This is a genomic window from Nonomuraea zeae (assembly GCF_005889725.1).
Classification (GTDB): Bacteria; Actinomycetota; Actinomycetes; order Streptosporangiales; family Streptosporangiaceae; genus Nonomuraea; species Nonomuraea zeae.
On the sequence record NZ_VCKX01000007.1, the window covers coordinates 49,855 to 66,089 of the forward strand.

General features: G+C 68.3%; 19 protein-coding genes. 2 read left to right on the plus strand and 17 right to left on the minus strand.

All coding sequences use genetic code 11. The features are described from left to right. The first annotated feature begins 51 nt into the window (after positions 1–51). Positions 52–636, plus strand: a complete 585-nt coding sequence (locus ETD85_RS03840) for a TetR/AcrR family transcriptional regulator (RefSeq protein ID WP_138688181.1) — start codon at positions 52–54, stop codon at positions 634–636. A gap of 124 nt (positions 637–760) precedes the next feature. Here the strand turns inward: ETD85_RS03840 and ETD85_RS03845 are convergent, their stop codons facing one another. The 4 genes from ETD85_RS03845 to ETD85_RS03860 all read right to left on the minus strand — a co-directional run bounded on the left by ETD85_RS03845 (position 761) and on the right by ETD85_RS03860 (position 4,330). Continuing rightward, complete coding sequence (locus ETD85_RS03845) at positions 761–1,078, minus strand: STAS domain-containing protein (protein WP_138688182.1); 318 nt, start codon at positions 1,076–1,078, stop codon at positions 761–763. A gap of 82 nt (positions 1,079–1,160) precedes the next feature. Continuing rightward, a complete protein-coding gene (locus ETD85_RS03850) occupies positions 1,161–2,327 on the minus strand; it encodes a sensor histidine kinase (protein ID WP_138688183.1) in 1,167 nt (388 codons plus the stop codon). Next, on the minus strand, positions 2,328–3,437 hold the full coding sequence (locus ETD85_RS03855; protein ID WP_138688184.1) for an ABC transporter permease: 1,110 nt from the start codon (positions 3,435–3,437) through the stop codon (positions 2,328–2,330). Then, complete coding sequence (locus ETD85_RS03860) at positions 3,434–4,330, minus strand: ABC transporter ATP-binding protein (RefSeq protein ID WP_138688185.1); 897 nt, start codon at positions 4,328–4,330, stop codon at positions 3,434–3,436. The genes ETD85_RS03855 and ETD85_RS03860 overlap by 4 nt, the downstream gene beginning before the upstream one ends. Before the next feature lie 141 nt (positions 4,331–4,471). Here ETD85_RS03860 and ETD85_RS03865 point away from each other — a divergent pair, with 141 nt between their 5' ends. Beyond that, entirely contained in the window at positions 4,472–5,062 is a 591-nt protein-coding gene (locus tag ETD85_RS03865) for a cob(I)yrinic acid a,c-diamide adenosyltransferase (RefSeq protein WP_138688186.1), read from the plus strand. Positions 5,063–5,098: 36 nt separating this feature from the next. Here the strand turns inward: ETD85_RS03865 and ETD85_RS03870 are convergent, their stop codons facing one another. The 13 genes from ETD85_RS03870 to ETD85_RS03930 form a co-directional block, all read right to left on the minus strand. Continuing rightward, positions 5,099–5,479, minus strand: coding sequence for a DUF2550 domain-containing protein (locus ETD85_RS03870; protein WP_138688187.1), 381 nt, complete (start codon positions 5,477–5,479; stop codon positions 5,099–5,101). A 29-nt stretch (positions 5,480–5,508) separates the two neighbouring features. Further along, positions 5,509–5,910, minus strand: a complete 402-nt coding sequence (locus tag ETD85_RS03875; RefSeq protein ID WP_138688188.1) for a F0F1 ATP synthase subunit epsilon — start codon at positions 5,908–5,910, stop codon at positions 5,509–5,511. A 98-nt stretch (positions 5,911–6,008) separates the two neighbouring features. Next, the gene (atpD, locus tag ETD85_RS03880; RefSeq protein WP_138688189.1) at positions 6,009–7,457 is read right to left on the minus strand and encodes a F0F1 ATP synthase subunit beta; all 1,449 of its coding nucleotides are present in this window, start codon (positions 7,455–7,457) and stop codon (positions 6,009–6,011) included. 1 nt (position 7,458) lies between these two features. After that, a complete protein-coding gene (locus tag ETD85_RS03885) occupies positions 7,459–8,361 on the minus strand; it encodes a F0F1 ATP synthase subunit gamma (RefSeq protein ID WP_138688190.1) in 903 nt (300 codons plus the stop codon). Positions 8,362–8,364: 3 nt separating this feature from the next. Beyond that, entirely contained in the window at positions 8,365–10,014 is a 1,650-nt protein-coding gene (gene atpA, locus ETD85_RS03890; protein ID WP_138688191.1) for a F0F1 ATP synthase subunit alpha, read from the minus strand. Positions 10,015–10,037: 23 nt separating this feature from the next. Further along, entirely contained in the window at positions 10,038–10,847 is an 810-nt protein-coding gene (locus tag ETD85_RS03895; RefSeq protein ID WP_138688192.1) for a F0F1 ATP synthase subunit delta, read from the minus strand. Next, the gene (locus ETD85_RS03900; protein ID WP_138688193.1) at positions 10,847–11,398 is read right to left on the minus strand and encodes a F0F1 ATP synthase subunit B; all 552 of its coding nucleotides are present in this window, start codon (positions 11,396–11,398) and stop codon (positions 10,847–10,849) included. Before ETD85_RS03900 ends, ETD85_RS03895 begins: the two co-directional genes overlap by 1 nt. A gap of 34 nt (positions 11,399–11,432) precedes the next feature. Then, a complete protein-coding gene (gene atpE, locus ETD85_RS03905; RefSeq protein ID WP_138688194.1) occupies positions 11,433–11,663 on the minus strand; it encodes an ATP synthase F0 subunit C in 231 nt (76 codons plus the stop codon). Positions 11,664–11,734: 71 nt separating this feature from the next. Next, positions 11,735–12,532 (minus strand): F0F1 ATP synthase subunit A, encoded by a 798-nt coding sequence (gene atpB / locus ETD85_RS03910; RefSeq protein WP_138688195.1) that lies wholly within the window; start codon positions 12,530–12,532, stop codon positions 11,735–11,737. Positions 12,533–12,601: 69 nt separating this feature from the next. Next, positions 12,602–12,817 carry an AtpZ/AtpI family protein gene (locus ETD85_RS03915; RefSeq protein WP_240778930.1) on the minus strand — a complete coding sequence of 72 codons (216 nt, stop codon included), beginning with the start codon at positions 12,815–12,817 and terminating at the stop codon, positions 12,602–12,604. Positions 12,818–12,882: 65 nt separating this feature from the next. Continuing rightward, positions 12,883–13,305, minus strand: a complete 423-nt coding sequence (locus ETD85_RS03920; protein WP_138688196.1) for a Cg1360 family ATP-synthase-associated protein — start codon at positions 13,303–13,305, stop codon at positions 12,883–12,885. Positions 13,306–13,435: 130 nt separating this feature from the next. Further along, positions 13,436–14,722 (minus strand): glycosyltransferase family 4 protein, encoded by a 1,287-nt coding sequence (locus ETD85_RS03925; protein WP_138688197.1) that lies wholly within the window; start codon positions 14,720–14,722, stop codon positions 13,436–13,438. Positions 14,723–14,779: 57 nt separating this feature from the next. Further along, a complete protein-coding gene (locus tag ETD85_RS03930) occupies positions 14,780–16,045 on the minus strand; it encodes a serine hydroxymethyltransferase (RefSeq protein WP_138688198.1) in 1,266 nt (421 codons plus the stop codon). Positions 16,046–16,235: the final 190 nt, after the last annotated feature.

Below are 16,235 nucleotides of genomic sequence, written 5' to 3' on the forward strand. Positions count from 1 at the left end.
GGGGCCACGATCATGTTGGACGGGTGGAATGTGAACCGGTCTTACCGGGGAATGTCGGCTGAGCAAAGGCTGGCAGACAGACGCGAGCGGCTGATGACAGCCGCGTACACGCTATACGCGAAGCCGGGTTTCACGGCGACGACCATCGAAAGGCTGTGCTCGGAGGCCAGGATCTCCAACCGCGCCTTCTACGAATGTTTCGGCGGCCGCGAGGAGCTCCTTCAGGCGCTGCACGAGCGCTGTGTGGAGGAAAGCCTCGCGGTCGTGGCCAAAGCGTTACAGGAGGCGCCGAACTCGCTCGACGGCAGGGTCAAGGCGGGGATTCGCGCCTATATCGAGTTCACCACGGCGGACTGGCGCCGGGCACGCATCATGCACGTGGAGGTCCGCAGATCGGGCGACGTACTCACGCTGTCCCGCCAGCGGGCGGTGGACGCGTTCGCCCGGCTCGTCGAGGACGCGTCGGCGGATTTCCCGCAGGCCGCCCGGTTGAATCGGCGGCTGGTAGCACTCGGTGTAATTGGTGCGCTACAAGAACTGCTCATCGAATGGCTCCTCTCCGACGATCAGCCGGAGATCGACCAACTCGTGGACGTCGCCGTGCACATCTTCATCAGGAGCCTCGGCACGACCTGAGCACCGGATAATCACCGCCATTCGCCGACAGTTTTCCCTACTCCACGGGACAACCGAAATCTACATTTTGTCTAAGTCGGGAAAGAGCGGGCTACGGCTGATCGTCGCCCGCTCCGATATGTCATCAGGCCACCGCGGCTGCCGGCGCCTCTACGTGCAGGACCCGATTCAGCCGGGTCACCGCGAGAATCCGCATGATCCGTGGTGGCACCCCCCGAAGAACGAGGCGGCGTTGCTCGCTGATCGCGCGCCGATGCGAGCCCACGAGCACCCCGAGACCGGTGGCGTCGATCATCTCCAGCTTGGAGAGATCCAGGATCAGGTCGCCTTCGCCTGAGTCGAGAGCCTTGTGCAGCCGCTCACGCACTCCGGCGGAGGTCCCGGCGTCCAGCCGGGCACCTATCCGCACCACCTGGGCTCTCGGATTGCCCCGGACGCGCATGCCACCTCCTCAGTTACGCACACAGCGTAGTCAAACCCCTGCGCAAAGCGCTGACCGCGGGTAAACCCCCGGCATGACTCCCCTACCCACCAATCGGGAGTGACACGACTGCGCTGAGCACGAACTGCCCGTCCGCTGTCGGACGGGCCTCCACCTCGCCTCCTACGGCGGCCAGCCGCTCTCGCATGCCGGCCAGGCCGGTGCCGAGATCGGCGGCCTGCCGCCGGGCCGCGCCGTCGTTGACGACGCGCAGCTCCGCCTGCCGGTCGGTGAAACGGAGCGTGATGTCGCAGAACGTCGCTTCGCTGTGCTTGAGCACGTTGGTGACCGCCTCGCGCACCGCGTAGGCGAACACCGGCGCGGCCTCCCCGGGCAGGTCGCGATAGGGCAGATGCACCGCGCAACGGACGCCGGCCGCTTCGAGCACTCCCTTTACGCTATTCAGCTCGGCCGTCAAGTCAAGCTCGCGGTAGCCGCGCACGGCCTGCCGCAGCTCGCGCAGGGCCTTCCTGGTGAGGGCGTTGACCTCGGACATCTCCGACTTGGCCGCCTTCGCGTCCACGTCCGACATCCGTACCGCCAGCTCGGTCTTGACGGCGATGGCGGAGAGCTGGTGTCCCACGAGGTCGTGCAGGTCCCTGGCGAACCTCAGCCGCTCCTCGGCCACCGCCAGCCGGGTGTGCGCCTCACGTCCCTCATGAGCCTGTACGGCCAGCACCCACATCCAGGCCCACAGCCGGTTGGTCAGCGGGAGCGTCACGCAGAAGATCCCGTACACCACGGCCTGCGCCAGCAGCGACAGACTGAAGATCAGACCCATCTCGCTGAATACGGCGCCTCCCGCGGCCAGCCCCAGCGCGCCCAGCCCGACGCAGCCGGCGAACGCCGCGACCGACAGCAGCACGGCGGTGCGCCGCGTGGTGCCGACCACCGCGATGGACAGCCAGGTCACAGGCACGAGGCCCCAGCCGATGGGATCGCCCCCGCCCGCGGCCGCCGAGAGGAAGGCCAGAGCGCCGGCCCACACCATCTCCCTGGTGGGGTACCGGCGCTCGATCACGGCGTTCACGATGCGCACGTAGAGCCAGGTGAAGCAGACGGCCGCGATCAGGGCCAGCGAGGTGAGCCAGTACGCCGCCCCCTCACCGGCCGAGACCGCGAGCCTGGTGGCCACCAGGGACCACATCACCACCAGCGCCAGGTTCAGCAGCGCACGGGTGAGGAGCCGAGCCCGCTTGACCGGGTCCATCTACTTCGAACGGAGCACGTCGCCGAGCTTGAGCCGGGCGCCCGTCCGCAGCACGGCCCGCTCGTAGACCTTGGAGCCGAACGCCAGCACCACGAGCACGGCGACGACCATCGCCGCCATCGACACGCCGACCTGCCACATCGGCACCTCGGTCGCCGCCATCCTGACCGGCATGACCATCGAGGAGAACGGCGGGATGTAGGACATGATCGTGGCCAGCGTGCCCGTGGCGTCGTTGGTGGCGTAGAAGGCCACGAAGTAGGTGATCATGATGAGCATGGTCAGCGGCGTCATCACGCTGCCGACCTCCTCCTGGCGCGAGACCAGCGAGCCGAAGGCCGCCGACAGCGCGGCGAAGAAGGCGTACCCGAGCACGAACCACACCAGCACCGCCGCCACCAGCCCGGGGATGCCGGGAGGGAAGTCGGCGGCGACCCCCGAGGCCGTGGCCGAGAACAGGCCGACCACCAGGATCGTGACCAGGTTGATCAGGCCGAGCGCGCCCAGCCCGAGGATCTTGCCGCCCAGGAGCTGCCACGGCCGCAGCGTCGAGAGCAGGATCTCCACGATCCGGCTGCCCTTCTCCTCGACCACGCCCATGGCGACCATCATGACCTGGCCCATGAGCAGCATGAAGAGCACGAGGACGAGCACCACGGCGATCCCGGTGCGCGCCGCCTCGTAACGCGTGTCCGCGCCGACGGACTCCATCTGCAGCGGCGGGATCGTCACGCCGGCGGCGCCCAGCTTCGCCTCCCGGTTGACGCTCTGCAGCAGGACGCCGAGCTGGCCGTCGATCTCCCCGTCCGTGAGCACCTTGGCGCCGTTGACCAGCACCGCGTCCACGTCCCCCGCCAGCACCGCCTTCTTGGCGGCGGCCTCGTCGGGGAAGCTGCGCCACTCGAACTCGGCCTCCGGCGCCGCCGCCTGCAGCGGCAGCTGCTGGGAGTTGACGGTGCCCATCGTGTACGAGTCCGGCCCCGCCATGAGCCGGGCCGCGAAGGGCACCACCGCCACCAGCACGGCCGTGATGGCGAGACCGATCAGGAACGCCTTCGTCCGCACCTGCGTCGCGACCTCGCGCCGGGCGACCAGCATCAGTCCGTTCACGCCACGGCCTCCTTGAAGATCTCGGTGAGGGTCGGCTGCTCGACCCCGAAGTGCTCGACGCGCCCCGCCTTCACGGCGCGGCGCAGGATCTCCTGGTCGTCGCCGTCGGTGCTGCGCAGGACATGCCGGTCGCCGGAGACGGTGACCGTGCCGGGCAGGCCGTCGGCCCAGCCGGGAGCCGGGTCGCGTACCACCACCCGCAGCGTGTTGCCCTCGGCCGCCCGCAGGTCGGCCACCGTGCCGGTGGCGACCATCCGCCCGGCCGAGACGATGCCGACCGAGTCGCACAGCCGCTCGACCAGCTCCAGCTGGTGACTGGAGAAGATGACCGGCACGCCGCCCCTGCACCGCTCCTCCAGCGCCGCGGCCAGCGCGTCCACCGCGATCGGGTCGAGCCCGGAGAACGGCTCGTCCAGGACCAGCACCTCGGGATCGTGCACCAGCGCCACGGCCAGCTGCACGCGCTGCTGGTTGCCCAGCGACAGCGCCTGCACCGCGTCACCCCTGCGCTCGGTCAGCCCGAGCCGCTGCAGCAGGTCGTCCGTGGCCTTCTTCGCCGCCGGCGCGCTCAGCCCGTGCAGGCGCCCGAAATACTCGATCTGCTCGGCGACCCGCATCTTCTGGTACAGCCCGCGCTCCTCCGGCATGTAGCCGAACCGCCGCCGGTCCTCGAAGCCGAGCGGCCGGTCCTGCCAGGTCACCGAGCCCGAGTCGGCCTGGAGCACGCCCATGACGATGCGCATCGTGGTCGTCTTCCCCGCGCCGTTCGCGCCGACGAACCCGAACATCTCGCCAGGACGCACGGCGAAGCTGACCCCGTCCAGTGCGACCTTTCCGGCCGGGGCGTCGGGGCCGCCCGCGAAGCGCTTGCGCAGCTCGCTGATCTCGAGCATCAGGTCCTCTCCTTCATCATGAGGTCAATAGTGTCGTTTGCCGCGTTCGTCCAGCCAGTCGCCGAAATCATGGGCCGCATATGGATCCCGCGTCCGATCCAGATGACATTTGTCATTACGCTCCGGCATTACCCTGATTTCATGACGCGCGCCGACAAGGACAAGCCGGTCGTCCTCTCCCGCATCTACACCCGCACGGGCGACGACGGCACCACAGCGCTGAGCGACATGAGCCGCGCCTCGAAGACCGATCCCCGGCTGGCGGCCTACGCCGACGTGGAGGAGGCCAACGCCCACCTGGGCGTCGCGCTCTCCCACGGGACTCTGTCCGCCGACCTCGTGGCGGTCCTCGTACGCGTCCAGAACGAGCTCTTCGACCTCGGGGCCGACCTGGCCACCCCTGTGGTGGCGGAGCCGGAGTTCCCGCCGCTGCGCGTCGAGCAGTCCTACATCGACTGGCTCGAAGAGCAGTGCGACCTGTTCAACGCCGAGCTCAAGCCCCTGCGCAGCTTCATCCTGCCCGGCGGCGACCCCGCCACGGCGGCGCTCCACGTCGCCCGGGTCGTGGTCCGGCGCGCCGAGCGGACGACCTGGTCGGCCCTGCACGCCCACGACGACATGAACGATCTGACGGCGAAATATCTCAACCGCCTGTCGGACCTGCTCTTCATCCTCTGCCGGGTCGCCCACGCCGGCCAGGAGATCCTCTGGAAGCCCGGCGGCACCCGCTAGCCCAGCGGGCCTGAGCGGTGGTCGCCCGCCGCCCGCTCAGGCGACGTCCAGGTAGGCGCTGGGCGGCGCCGACTCCAGCCAGGCCAGGAAGCCCGTGAGCGCGTCGGCGCTCATGGCGAGCGACAGCCCGCGCGTCGTGCCGCCGCAGTCCACCGCGTAGAGCCCGCCGTCGATCTCGCGACGGGCGGAAACGACGAGGCCGCGCCTCGCGATCGCGTGGCGCGGCCTCAGTCGGACGCCCAGGAGCGGAATCCAGTGGAGCTCCCCGTCGGCATAGCGGGCTACCCCGCTCTGCCAGCCGCGCTCCCCCACCCGCAACCGGCATGGCACGCTCCCCCGCGAGCGAGCCAGTGTGACGCCGCGCAAGACTATGAGGGCGGCAAGTAGCAATATGAGAACCACAATCGTCGCCACCATGCCGCCCCCCAGAGCCTGTATGTACTTTATTAAACCTCTTCGCCTGCCGCGCGCAGCCGAGCCCTGGCACGTTTGGCCTCGATTGCCGCGTCAGAGTCCTCCTGATTGGCCTCGATCGAGGCCTGGGCCCGGTCGAGAGCGTCACGGGCAGCCGCCACATCGACCTCGGAACCGAGCTCGGCGACCTCGGCGAGCACGGACACCTCATCATCGGCCACGGAGATGAACCCTCCGTGAACGGCCGCGACGAGCTCGGGCTCCCCGTCCCGCTTCACGCGCAGCACGCCGCCCTCGACGAGCACGCCGAGCACAGGTGCGTGTTGCGGCATAATACCGATCTCGCCGTCCACGGTCTTGGCAATCACCATGTCGGCCTCGCCCGACCAGATCTCACGCTCGGGTGAGACAACCCCTACGCGTAGCTTGGCCACTTGTGTAGGTTCCTTTCCGATCAAGTGGTGGTACGACCGTGAAGCCGTACCACCACCATAGGTCCGGGCTCGCAGAGCTCGCCCATTGGGCTGGCGACTTAGCGGCGCTGGAGTTCCTCGGCCTTGGCCACGGCCTGCTCGATGCCACCGACCATGAAGAACGCCTGCTCGGGCAGGTGGTCGTATTCACCCGCGCAGAGGCCCTTGAAGGAGGCGATGGTCTCGTCCAGCGGCACGTTCTCGCCGGGCTGACCGGTGAACGCCTCGGCGGCGTACATCGGGTGCGACAGGAACCGCTCGATGCGGCGGGCCCGCTGCACGGTGACCTTGTCCTCTTCGGACAGCTCGTCGATACCGAGGATCGCGATGATGTCCTGGAGCTCGCGGTACTTCTGCAGGATCCGCTTGGTCTCCTGGGCCACCCGGTAGTGCTCCTCGCCCACGATCTGCGGGTCGAGGATCCGGGAGGAGGAGTCGAGCGGGTCCACCGCGGGGTAGATGCCCTTCTCCGAGATCGGCCGCGAGAGCACGGTCTGCGCGTCGAGGTGCGCGAACGCGTTGTGCGGCGCCGGGTCGGTGATGTCGTCGGCGGGCACGTAGATCGCCTGCATGGAGGTGATCGAGTGACCACGCGTCGAGGTGATGCGCTCCTGGAGCACACCCATCTCGTCGGCCAGCGTCGGCTGGTAACCCACGGCGGACGGCATGCGGCCGAGGAGGGTAGAGACCTCCGAACCGGCCTGCGTGAAGCGGAAGATGTTGTCGATGAACAACAACACGTCCTGCTTCTGCACGTCACGGAAGTATTCGGCCATGGTCAGCGCCGACAGGGCGACCCGCAGACGGGTGCCCGGCGGCTCGTCCATCTGACCGAAGACGAGCGCGGTGTCCTTGAGGACGTCCGCCTCCTCCATCTCCAGCCAGAGGTCGTTACCCTCACGGGTGCGCTCGCCGACGCCGGCGAACACCGAGGTGCCACCGAAGTTGCGGGCGACCCGGCGGATCATCTCCTGGATGAGGACCGTCTTGCCCACGCCGGCGCCGCCGAACAGGCCGATCTTCCCACCCTGCACGTACGGGGTGAGCAGGTCGATGACCTTGATGCCCGTGACGAGCATCTCGGTACGGGACTCGAGCTGGTCGAACGGCGGGGACGGCCGGTGGATGCCCCACTTCTCAGTGATCTTGAGAGAAGCGGTCGGCACGTCCAGCGCCTGGCCCAGCGTGTTCCACACGTGGCCCTTGACGACGTCGCCGACCGGCACCGAGATCGGCGCCCCCGTGTCGGTGACCGCCGCACCGCGGACCAGGCCGTCGGTGGGCTGCATGGAGATGGCCCTGACCAGGTTGTCACCCAGGTGCTGGGCGACCTCGGCGGTCAGGATCTTGGTCTCGTCGCCGAGGGTGACCTCGACGGTGAGCGCGTTGTAGATGTCGGGCATCGCCTCGACGGGGAACTCCACGTCGACGACGGGCCCTGTGACGCGAGCCACGCGGCCGGTGCCGGCCGACGGGGTCTCAACAGTCTCAACAGCCTCTGCAGTCATTTCACTCTTTCCCCGCTGCGGCGTCAGCGAGCGCGTTGGCGCCACCGACGATCTCGCTGATTTCCTGGGTGATCTCGGCCTGGCGAGCCTGGTTCATCTGCATGGTGAACACGCGGATCAGCTCGTTGGCGTTGTCCGTAGCGGACTTCATGGCGCGGCGCCTGGCCGCCTCCTCCGAGGCGGCCGACTGCAGCAGCGCCGTGAAGATGCGGGACTCCACGTAGCGCGGCAGCAGCGACTCGAGCACATCGCCCGCGGTCGGCTCGAACTCGAAGTAGGGAGGAATCGCGGTGGACTCCGTCGCCTCGGTCTCCTCGACCTCCAGCGGCAGGACGCGCTTGACCACGACGTTCTGGGTCAGCATCGAGACGAACTCGGTCGAGACGATGTGGATCTCGTCGATCCCGTCCTCTTCCTTGAACGAGTCGATCAGCGTCTGCGCGATCTCCTTGGCGTCGGCGTAGGCCGGCTTCCTGGAGAACCCGACCCACTGGCCGCCCATCGACCGCTGGCGGAAGGTGTGCCAGGTGACACCCTTGCGCCCGGTGACGAACGGCAGCACGGTCAGGCCACGGCTCTCCAGCAGCCCGCGCAGGGCCTCGGCCTCACGCAGCACGTTGGCGTTGAAGCCGCCGCAGAACCCGCTGTCGCTGGTGACGATGAGGACGCCCGCCTTGGTGGGGTTCTCCTTCTCCACCGTCAGCGGGTGGTCGACGCTGGCCGCGTTGCTGACGACGCCCGTGACGGCCCGAGTGATCTCGCGCTCGTACGGCAACGCCGCCTGCATCCGCTGCTGCGCCCGCACGATGCGCGAGGAAGCGATGAGCTCCTGGGCGCGCGTGATCTTGGCGGTCGACTTGACCGACCTGATCCGCCGCCGCAGCAGCCTTAGCTGGGCACCCATCGGCTACTTCTTCTCCGCCGGCCGGACGACCTTCTTGATCTTCTCCTGGCCGACCTCGTCGGCCTCCAGCGGAGCGACCGGCTCGTCCTTCACCAGGAGCTCGCCCGAGGACGTGGTGAAGCCCTTCTTGAACTCCGTGATGGCGTCCTTGAGCGTGGTGACCGTGTCGTCGGACATGTCATTCGTCTCACGGATGCTGTCGAGGACGCCCTTGTGCCCGCTCTGCAGGAAGTCGAGGAACTCCTGCTCGAAGCGGCGGATGTCCTCCACCGGGACCTCGTCGAGCTCGCCCGTGGTGCCGGCCCAGACCGACACGACCTGCCGCTCCACCGAGAACGGCGCGTACTGCGGCTGGATGAGCAGCTCGGTCAGGCGCTGACCGCGGTCGAGCTGGGCGCGGGAGGCCGCGTCCAGGTCGGAGGCGAAGGCCGCGAAGGCCTCCAGGTCGCGGTACTGCGACAGCGACAGACGCAGCGTGCCGGCGACCTTGCGCATGGCCTTGACCTGCGCGGAGCCACCGACTCGGGAGACCGAGATACCGACGTTGATCGCCGGGCGGATGCCGGCGTTGAAGTAGTCGGTCTCCAGGAAGCACTGGCCGTCGGTGATGGAGATGACGTTGGTCGGGATGAACGCCGACACGTCGTTGCCCTTGGTCTCGATGATCGGCAGGCCGGTCATCGAGCCGCCGCCCATGTCGTTGGAGAGCTTGGCGCAGCGCTCCAGGAGGCGGGAGTGCAAGTAGAAGACGTCACCGGGGAACGCCTCGCGGCCCGGCGGGCGGCGAAGCAGCAGCGAGACGGCGCGGTAGGCGTCGGCCTGCTTGGTGAGGTCGTCGAAGATGATCAGGACGTGCTTGCCCTGGTACATCCAGTGCTGGCCGATGGCCGAACCGGTGTAGGGGGCGATGTACTTGTAACCGGCGGGGTCGGACGCCGGAGCGGCGACGATCGTGGTGTACTCCAGGGCGCCGGCCTCCTCGAGGCGGGAACGCACCTGCGCGATCGTCGAGCCCTTCTGGCCGACCGCGACGTAGACGCAGCGCACCTGCTTCTCGGGGTCACCCGAGGCCCAGTTCTCGCGCTGGTTGAGGATGGTGTCCACGGCGATCGCGGTCTTGCCGGTGCCACGGTCACCGATGATCAGCTGGCGCTGGCCACGGCCGATCGGCGTCATGGCGTCGATCGCCTTGATGCCGGTCTGCAGCGGCTGCTTCACCGGCTGCCTCTGGACGACCGAGGGGGCCTGGAGCTCAAGGGCGCGCAGGCCCTCGGACTCGATGGCGCCCTTGCCGTCGAGCGGGTTACCCAGGGGGTCGACCACGCGGCCGAGGAAGTTGTCGCCGACGGGCACGGACAGGACCTCGCCCGTCCTGCGGACCGTCTGGCCCTCCTCGATACCGCTGAAGTCGCCCAGGACCACGACACCGATCTCGCGGGTGTCGAGGTTAAGTGCCAGGCCGCGCGTGCCGTTCTCGAACTCGAGCAGCTCGTTCGCCATCGCCGAGGGAAGGCCGGAGACATGGGCAATGCCGTCGCCGGCGTCGACGACGGTCCCGATCTCCTCGCGCGCGGCGCCTTCCGGTTCGTACGCCTGGACGAAGCGCTCAAGCGCGTCCCGGATCTCGTCCGGCCGGATCGTAAGCTCCGCCATCTCTACTCTGTCTCCCTATTCGCCTAGCCGGCCAACCGGCGGCGGACTTCTTCGATTCGTCCCACAATGGTGGTGTCGATGATCTCGTCGCCGATGCGGACCGAGAACCCACCGAGCACTCGCTTGTCCACCTCGACGTTCAGGTGCACGTCACGGCCGTAGGAGGAGCGCAGCCACGCCGTCAGGCGCTGCCGCTGCGCTTCGGTCAGCTCGACCGCACTGCGCACCACCGCCACGAGGCGCTGGCGCTGCTGGGCCACGAGCTGGCCGACCTCTTCCAGGCCCTTCTCCAGGCTACGCCCGCGCGGGTGAACCACCAGCTGCGTGATCAGGCGCAGGCTCGTCGGAGCCACCTTGCCGCCGAGCAGGTCGCTCAGCAGCTGCCGCTTACCCGCCTCGGGAGCGCCCGGGTCGACCAGGGCGCGACGCAGCTCGGCGTTGCCGGCCACGATGCGGCCGAAGCGGAAGAGCTCGTCCTCCACCTCGTCGAGCCTGGACTGGCTCTCCGCCTCCGCGGAAGCGGAGACGACGCCGAGCCGTTCGAGCACGTCGGCCAGGTCACCGGCGCGCGACCACTTGGCCGCCACCGCTGCCTCGGAGGTGGCGATCGCCGCCTCGCTGACCTTGCCGTCGAGCAGGGAGCGCGCGGTGCGCGCCTTCTGCTCACCGGACCTGGCCGGGTCGGACAGGGCACGGCGCAGGCCGTGCTCGCGGTCGAGCAGATCCGCGACCGCGAACAACTCGTCGGAGAGCGTGCCGAGGTCGGCAGTGGCGGCGACCGCGTTGAACCGCTCTTCGACCCCGGCCAGCGACGTCCTGCTCAGACCGCGCATCAGCGCACCGCCTGCGCGTTCGAGCCCTCAAGCTCGTCGAGGAAGCGGTCCACGATGCGGCTCTGCCTGGCCTCGTCCTCAAGGGACTCGCCGACGATGCGGCCGGCCAGGTCGGTCGACAGGCGACCGATCTCCGTGCGGAGCTGGGCGAAGGCCGCCTGGCGGTCGGCCTCGATCTGGGCGTGCGCCGCCTCGACGAGACGGCGGGCCTCGGCCTGCGCCTCCTCGCGGAGCTCGGCCTTGATCTGCGCGGCCTGCTCGCGAGCCTCCTCGCGCAGCCTGGCGGCGTCGCGACGGGCCTCTTCGAGCTGCTCGGAGTAGCGCCGCTGCAGAGCCTGCGCCTCGGCCTGGGCCTCCTCGGCCCTCTTGATGCCGCCTTCGATCGCGTCGGTCCGCTCAGCCAGAGTCTTCTGGATGCGCGGTACGAGAATCCTGCCGACGACGACGAGGACGACGAGGAACGAGAAGATACCGACGACGAGCTCGAAAGTGTGCGGAAGGAGCGGGTTCGCACCCTCCTCCGCCGCGAGGAGCGTAGCTGCCTTGATCATGGTTGCAGCCTTTCGTCAGGGAAGTCTTCTGGTCTTAGAGGGCCTGGAAGATGAACGGCGCGACCAGACCGAGCAGGGCAAGGGCCTCGGTGAGAACGAAGCCGAGGAGCATGTTCTGGCGGATCAGGGGGTAAGCCTCCGGCTGACGCGCGATGGCCTGCACGCCCTGGCCGAAGATGATGCCGACGCCGATGCCGGGGCCGATGGCGGCGAGACCGTAACCGATGGCGGTGACGTTGCCGGAGACCTCAGCGAGAACGCTCATTGCTGTATTCCTTTACTGGACGGCCGGTGAAGCGGAGTCTCACCGGTCATGGATATTCCGGTATGTGGTTCTCAGTGTTCTGCGTGCAGGGCACCGTCGATGTACATCGCCGCCAGCATGGCGAAGAGGAAGGCCTGCAAGAACTGGATGAACATCTCAAAGGCGGTGAAGATGATCGTCATCACCACGCCGATGACGCCTACGCCCGCGCCGAGCGGCGTCAGCTTCTCGAACAGGAACCAGAAGCCGACCATGCTGAAGAAGGCGAGCAGCATGTGGCCCGCGAACATGTTGGCGAACAGTCGCACCGCGTGCGTGAACGGCGCGATGATCAGGTTCGAGAGGAACTCGATCGGCGACAGCAGCAGGTAGATCGGCTTGGGCAGCCCGGGCGGGAACATCATGTTCTTGAAGTAGCCCACGGGGCCCTGGTGCTTGATGCCCAGGTAGACCTTCAGCACGTAGATCGAGCCGGCCAGCACGATGGGGAAGGCGATGTGCGAGGCGACCGGGAACTGCAGCACCGGGATGACGCCCATGAGGTTCCAGACCAGGACCAGGAAGAACAGCGTCAGCAGCAGGCCCATCCACCGGTCGGCGTCCTTGCCCAGGAAGGGCCGGGCGACCTGGTCGCGGACGAACATGTAGCCGTACTCGACGACGTTCTGCACTCCCCTGGGGACGATCTTCGGGTTGGCGAAGGCCGCCCAGCAGACACCGATCACCAGGACCGCGCTGAGGAGGGCGAGGAGAACCGGCTTGGTGAACCAGTCGACCCCGGGAATGATCGGGGTAAAGGAGTTGAACAGCTCGTCAGGCGATGGGGCCCGGAACTGGTCTTCAGGAGCGAGGACCGTCAGCGCAGTCACGCGGCGTTCCCTTCAACGTCGTAGTGTGGATCACAAGGGTTTCCTCGGCGGAGTGTTCGCCGCGTAGGGCTAGCGGCCGTACTTCCGGTAGGCCAGATAGCCGGCGAGCACCAGCCCCAGGACGATGCCTATGGGGAAGAACGCGGACATGTCCAGCCACCGGTCCAGCAACCACCCGAGTCCGCCATAGAAGGCCATCCCGGCGAGCAAGTAGCTGGGGACGGACCACATGGCATCGGCGAAGTCGCGACCGTCTTCTTCCGGTCGGCGTTCCTGTGCGCTCATCGCGGCCCTGACGATAGCAGGCGAGTGGAGGACTAGTCATATCGGGCCCCGCCCGGAAACCGGCTTCATGAGTCGCCTCTACCGGGAACCTTGGCGTCGGGGTCGACGTAAAGCATCTTGGTCTTGATGAAGGCGCGCACCTCGAAGCCGGTCCAGACCAGCGTGCAGACCACGACGGCCCAGGCGAACGCCTGGGTGTTCCAGGCCGTGGTGTCTCGGAACGAGGCCAGCACCAACATGATGACAATGACCTTGACGAGGTAGCTGCCCATCGCCGCGATCGCCATCATCTGAGGGGATACCCGTGCGGCATAGGAGACCGCTACCACGCTGATGCTGAAGAAAACCCCTACGAGCAAAGTGCCGAGAGCCGCGCCCAGCGCGCCCTTGCCACCTGCCAGCAGCAGCGCCACGACAACGGCGACCACCCCAACCGCGAAGGTCGGAATCGCTGCGCTCTTGAGTACGCGCACGTCGTTGGCCTGCATCGGTGCTCCATCAGCGTGTTATCAAGCGAGCGTTTGCTACCTCCAGAAGCTGTGCATCTGGAGTCCCTGCTCGTGAAAGATATCACAAGCTCATGGAAGGCCGCTTTTACCTGCCGTTTCTAGTTCGCGATCAAGAACTGCGCGGAAAGACCGGAATGACCGGATTTCCCTCGGCCGTCGCGCGGCCTTGGGCAGGACCGTCCGCCGGCGGCATCCGCCGCCTGACCTCGGTCTCCGGCAGGATCGGCGGCATCGGCCCCGTGGGCGGCCCGTCGTCATCGGGCTCCTTGCCGCGCGACGCCGCGTGCGCCCCGCCCCTGCCCCGCCAGCGCGGCAGGGCCATCAGCACGAGAACGGCCAGCGCGAGCACGATGACCACGGGGAACAGCAGGACCGGCACGCCGATCGTGGACATCCCCACGAGGCCGAAGGCGAACAGGAACGCCCACGCGTACATGATCAGCACGGACCTGCGGTGCGAGTGGCCGATGTCCATCAGCCGGTGGTGCAGGTGGCCGCGGTCGGGGGCGAACGGCGACAGGCCCTGCGAGGTGCGCCGCACCACGGCGGTGATCAGGTCGACCAGCGGCAGCACCAGCACCGCGGCGGGCAGGAGCAGCGGCAGCAGCACCGGCACCTTGTTCATGCCCTCGATGATCGCCGGGTCGAGCGGCGTCACGGTGACGATGGAGGAGGCCAGCACGAGCCCGATCAGCATCGCGCCGGTGTCGCCCATGAAGATCTTCGCCGGGTGGAAGTTGTGCGGCAGGAAGCCCAGGCAGGTGCCGATGAGGATGGCGGCGATGGCGGCCGTGGTGGTGATGCGCCCGCCGCTGATGTTGTCGGCCAGGAAGATCGAGTAGGCCCAGGTGGCCATGCCCGCGATGCAGACGATCCCGGCCGCGAGCCCGTCGAGCCCGTCGACGAAGTTGACCGCGTTGATGGTCACGACCACGACGAGGATGGTGATGACCGTGCTGAGGGTGTAGTCGAGGCTGGTGGACCCGCCCCAGTCCTGGGGCAGCGGGATGTAGAGCAGCCGCAGATCGAAGAAGACCAGCACCCCCGCCGCCGCGATCTGGCCGCCCAGCTTGATGAAGGCGTCCATGCCCCACCAGTCGTCCAGGAACCCGGTCAGCGTGATGAGCCCGCCGGCGACGATCAGCGCCGTCACCGCGTTGCCCTCTGACTCGGCCAGCGCCGCGCCCGTGTGCGTGAGCTGGCTGGCGACCAGCAGCCCGACGACCAGCCCGCCGTACATCGCCAGGCCGCCCAGTCTGGGCGTCGGCGTGGTGTGCACGTCTCTCTCGCGGACCTCGGGCATGGCGCCGATGCGGATGGCGAAGCGCCGCACCAGCGGAACCAGCAGATACGTCACCGCTGCCGAGATGAGCGCCATGAAGAGGTATTCGCGCACGAACCTAGTTTCCCGGATGCTCCGGCCACCTGTGACCGGAAAACGACTCAGACCAGCTTAATATTCGCTGAGATATGGGCGATGGATGGCAAGAAGCGCCGAAACTCTTTCCCGAACCTCCGCCGCGCTGCCCGGATGCCGCACCGCCAGCGTCAGCAGGGTCCCCACCTCCTTCAGCTCCTGAGGCCCCATTCCCTGGGTGGTGACGCACGGCGTCCCGACCCGGATCCCCGAGGTCACGGCCGCCGGCTCGGGGTCGTACGGGATCACGTTGCGGTTGAGCGTGATGCCCGCCTCCGCGCACCGGCGCTCCGCCTCGGCCCCGGACACTCCCACGTCGCGCAGGTCGATCAGCGCCAGATGGGTGTCCGTGCCGCCGGAGACGGGCCGCATCCCCTCGGCGGCCAGCGCGTCGGTCAGGGTCTGCGCGTTCGCGACGACCCGCCTGGTGTAGCCGGCGAACTCCGGCCGCAGCGCCTCCGCGAACGCCACCGCCTTGGCCGCCACCACGTGCATCAGCGGCCCGCCCTGGATGAACGGGAACACCGCCCGGTCGATCTTCCTGGCCAGCTCCCCCGTGCACAGGATCGCCCCGCCGCGCGGCCCACGCAGCGCCTTGTGGGTGGTGAAGGTCACGACGTCCGCGTACGGCACCGCCGACGGGATCGCGCCGCCCGCCATCAGCCCGATCGGGTGCGCCACGTCGGCCAGCAGCCACGCCCCCACCTCGTCCGCGATGCCACGGAACGCGCCGTAGTCGATCAGCCTCGGGTACGCCGTCGCGCCGCACACGATGAGCTTCGGCTGGTGCCGCAGCGCGAGATCCCTGACCTCGTCGTAGTCGATGAGCTCGCTGTCGCGCCGCACTCCGTACGAGACGACGTCGAACCATCTTCCCGAGAAGTTCACCTTGGAGCCATGGGTGAGGTGGCCGCCGTGCGGCAGCGCCATGGCCAGCATGGTGTCGCCCGGCTGGAGCAGCGCGGCGTAGGCGGCCAAATTCGCGGTGGCGCCCGAGTGGGGCTGGACGTTGGCGTGCTCGGCGCCGAACAGCCGCCGGGCCCGCTCGATCGCCAGCTGCTCGGCCCGGTCCACGACCTCGCAGCCGCCGTAGTAGCGCCGGCCGGGGTAGCCCTCGGCGTACTTGTTGGTGAGGGTCGAACCCAGCGCGGCGAGTACGGCGGGCGAGGTGAAGTTCTCGCTCGCGATCAGCTGGAGCCCGTCCCGCTCCCGGTCCAGCTCGTCGAGCAGGACCTGTGCGATCTCGGGATCCTGGCTCTGCAGCAGGCCGAAATCCGGACCGTAGTAGGGTTGCGCACCCATTTCCCCACTGTACGGCCTAGTGTCCGTTTCTCCCAGATGCGGGGCCGGCCGGAGATCGGACGCGGCGACCGGCGGGGACTTGGACGCGGCGACGGCCGGCGATCGGACGCCGTGATTGCCGGGGACTCGGACGCCGTGATTGCCGGGGACCTGGACGCGGCGACGGCCGGGGACCTGGACGCGGTGACGG

Coding starts and splice junctions, on each gene's coding strand:
- ETD85_RS03840 (WP_138688181.1), top strand. CDS start 52: ATGTCGGCTGAGCAAAGGCTGGCAGACAGACGCGAGCGGCTGATGACA.
- ETD85_RS03845 (WP_138688182.1), bottom strand. CDS start 1,078: ATGCGCGTCCGGGGCAATCCGAGAGCCCAGGTGGTGCGGATAGGTGCC.
- ETD85_RS03850 (WP_138688183.1), bottom strand. CDS start 2,327: ATGGACCCGGTCAAGCGGGCTCGGCTCCTCACCCGTGCGCTGCTGAAC.
- ETD85_RS03860 (WP_138688185.1), bottom strand. CDS start 4,330: ATGCTCGAGATCAGCGAGCTGCGCAAGCGCTTCGCGGGCGGCCCCGAC.
- ETD85_RS03865 (WP_138688186.1), top strand. CDS start 4,472: ATGACGCGCGCCGACAAGGACAAGCCGGTCGTCCTCTCCCGCATCTAC.
- ETD85_RS03870 (WP_138688187.1), bottom strand. CDS start 5,479: ATGGTGGCGACGATTGTGGTTCTCATATTGCTACTTGCCGCCCTCATA.
- atpD (WP_138688189.1), bottom strand. CDS start 7,457: ATGACTGCAGAGGCTGTTGAGACTGTTGAGACCCCGTCGGCCGGCACC.
- ETD85_RS03885 (WP_138688190.1), bottom strand. CDS start 8,361: ATGGGTGCCCAGCTAAGGCTGCTGCGGCGGCGGATCAGGTCGGTCAAG.
- atpA (WP_138688191.1), bottom strand. CDS start 10,014: ATGGCGGAGCTTACGATCCGGCCGGACGAGATCCGGGACGCGCTTGAG.
- ETD85_RS03895 (WP_138688192.1), bottom strand. CDS start 10,847: ATGCGCGGTCTGAGCAGGACGTCGCTGGCCGGGGTCGAAGAGCGGTTC.
- ETD85_RS03900 (WP_138688193.1), bottom strand. CDS start 11,398: ATGATCAAGGCAGCTACGCTCCTCGCGGCGGAGGAGGGTGCGAACCCG.
- atpE (WP_138688194.1), bottom strand. CDS start 11,663: ATGAGCGTTCTCGCTGAGGTCTCCGGCAACGTCACCGCCATCGGTTAC.
- ETD85_RS03915 (WP_240778930.1), bottom strand. CDS start 12,817: ATGAGCGCACAGGAACGCCGACCGGAAGAAGACGGTCGCGACTTCGCC.
- ETD85_RS03920 (WP_138688196.1), bottom strand. CDS start 13,305: ATGCAGGCCAACGACGTGCGCGTACTCAAGAGCGCAGCGATTCCGACC.
- ETD85_RS03930 (WP_138688198.1), bottom strand. CDS start 16,045: ATGGGTGCGCAACCCTACTACGGTCCGGATTTCGGCCTGCTGCAGAGC.